Here is a 2,054-nt window from a genome sequence, read left to right as displayed (position 1 = left end):
CGCTCTGCGGCATCCTGTGCGCCATGCAAGCGACCCACCCGACCCCGGCCGACGGCCACCTCACCCCGAGCACCCGCGACGTGGTGCAGCGCTACCACGACAGCTGGAAGCGCCGCGACCTGGACGCGGCGCTGGCGCTCTACCATCCCGAGGTGGAATACAACGACTACTTCCAGAACCGCCGCATGGGCCTGGCGGACCTGCGCGAGTACGTCAGCCAGACCATGCCCAGCCGCCCGGACGAGTTCCTCGACCACATCGACCGCATCCGCGTGGACGGCGACACGGCCTTCATCCAGTACCGCACCGCCATCACCCTCAGCGGGCGCCTGGCGGTGTTCCACTCCAGCGAAGCCATCAGCGTGCGCGACGGGCTGATCTGGCGCATCAACGAATACGCCACCCTGGTCCGCGAGGACGCGCCGGGCGCCGGGCGCACCGCCGCCGACAGCCGCCCGCCGGCCAGCCGCCTGGGCCTGTCGCCACGCCAGCTCAGCCAACTGGCCGGCGACCTGGAAGAATACTTCCACAAGGCCCAGCCGTACCTGGCGCCGGACCTGGACCTGTCCCAGGTGGCCGGCGCCACCGGCTACACCCGCAACCAGATTTCCTACCTGCTCAACCAGGTGATGGGCCTGAGCTTCTACCAGTACGTCAACCAGAAGCGCCTGCAGCACCTGCTGGAGCAACTGCGCCCGGCCACCTCGGCGCGCATCGACGAGCTGGCCTTCTCCGCCGGCTTCAACTCGCTGTCGGCCTTCTACCGCTGCTTCCGCCAGCAGACCGGGCTGTCGCCGCGGGAATACCTCAAGCGCATGGAAACCCCGTAACGCCGAGGCGCTCTTCGTAGGAGCGCGCCCTGCGCGCGAATCGCGGGCAGGGCCCGCTCCTACAATCCTCCTGACAACGCCACGCCCCCGGCTTTTCCCCGCGTACCCGCGCGCACGACAGGAATGCCGGGCGCTTCTAGGCTTGCGCACATTCCCCATCACCCTTCTGCCCGGAGTCGCCCCTATGTCGGCATGGCGCCATATCAGCCTGTGGATGAACCAACTGGATGACGACTTCATCGCGCGCCCGGCCCTGGAAGGCGCCCTGGACGTCGACGTGGCCATCGTCGGCGCCGGCTACACCGGGCTGTGGACGGCCTACTACCTGAAGCGCCGCGCGCCGCAGCTGAAGGTCGCCATTCTCGAGGCCGAGACCGCCGGCTTCGGCGCCTCCGGGCGCAACGGCGGCTGGCTGATGGGCGCGCTGCTGGGCGAGGACCGCCTGGTGGGCAAGCTGCCCGAGCCGCGCCGCCGCGAGAGCTGGGACCTGCTGCACGGCATCCCCGACGAGGTGGCCGGCGTGCTGGCGCGCGAAGGCATCGACTGCGACTACCGCAAGGGCGGCGCGCTCTACTGCGCGGCACGCTACCCGGAGCAGGAACGGCGCCTGCGCCAGTACCTGGCCGACCTGCGCCACGAAGGCCTGGGCGAGGACGACTACCGCTGGCTGTCGAAGGCCGAACTGGCCGAGCAGTTGCGCATCCCCAGCGCGCTGGGTGCGATCTACACACCGCACTGCGCCACCATCGACCCGGCCAGGCTGGCCCGCGGCCTGGCCAGGGCCGTGGAGCGCATGGGCGTGCAACTGTTCGAGAGAAGCCGCGTCAGCCATTGGCAGCCCGGCCTGCTGCGCACCGACAAGGGCAGCGTGAAGGCCCAGTGGATAGTGCCGGCGGTGGAAGGCTACGCCGCCGCCCTGCCGCCCCTGGGCAACTACCAGTTGCCGGTGCAGAGCCTGCTGGTGGCCACCGAGCCGCTGCCAGAATCGGTATGGGCGGAGATCGGCCTGGAGCGCGGCCAGGCCTTCAGCGAGTTCAGCCGCCAGGTCACCTACGGCCAGCGCACCCTGGACAACCGCCTGGCCTTCGGCGCCCGCGGCGGCTACCGCTTCGGCGGCAAGCTGCGCAGCGACTTCAGCCTCACCGACGACGAGGTCGGCCTGCGCCGCTACCTGTTCGGCGAACTCTTCCCGCAGCTCAGGGACGTGAAGATCACCCACACCTG

2 protein-coding genes are annotated in these 2,054 nt (G+C 70.1%); both read left to right on the top strand.

What is annotated here, in order from left to right; translation table 11 throughout:
- Nucleotides 1-23: 23 nt before the first annotated feature.
- The gene (locus DK254_RS18755; protein ID WP_256595932.1) at nucleotides 24-830 is read left to right on the top strand and encodes a nuclear transport factor 2 family protein; all 807 of its coding nucleotides are present in this window, start codon (nucleotides 24-26) and stop codon (nucleotides 828-830) included.
- A gap of 184 nt (nucleotides 831-1,014) precedes the next feature.
- The coding region (locus DK254_RS18750) for an FAD-binding oxidoreductase (RefSeq protein ID WP_177412094.1) at nucleotides 1,015-2,054 on the top strand (1,040 nt) is incomplete at its 3' end.

Origin of the sequence: Pseudomonas sp. RW407, from assembly GCF_003176655.1 — a bacterium.
In the GTDB taxonomy this organism is placed as follows: domain Bacteria; phylum Pseudomonadota; class Gammaproteobacteria; order Pseudomonadales; family Pseudomonadaceae; genus Pseudomonas; species Pseudomonas delhiensis.
Note: the sequence above shows the minus strand (reverse complement) of the source record. Positions and strands in the feature narration are given on the sequence as shown.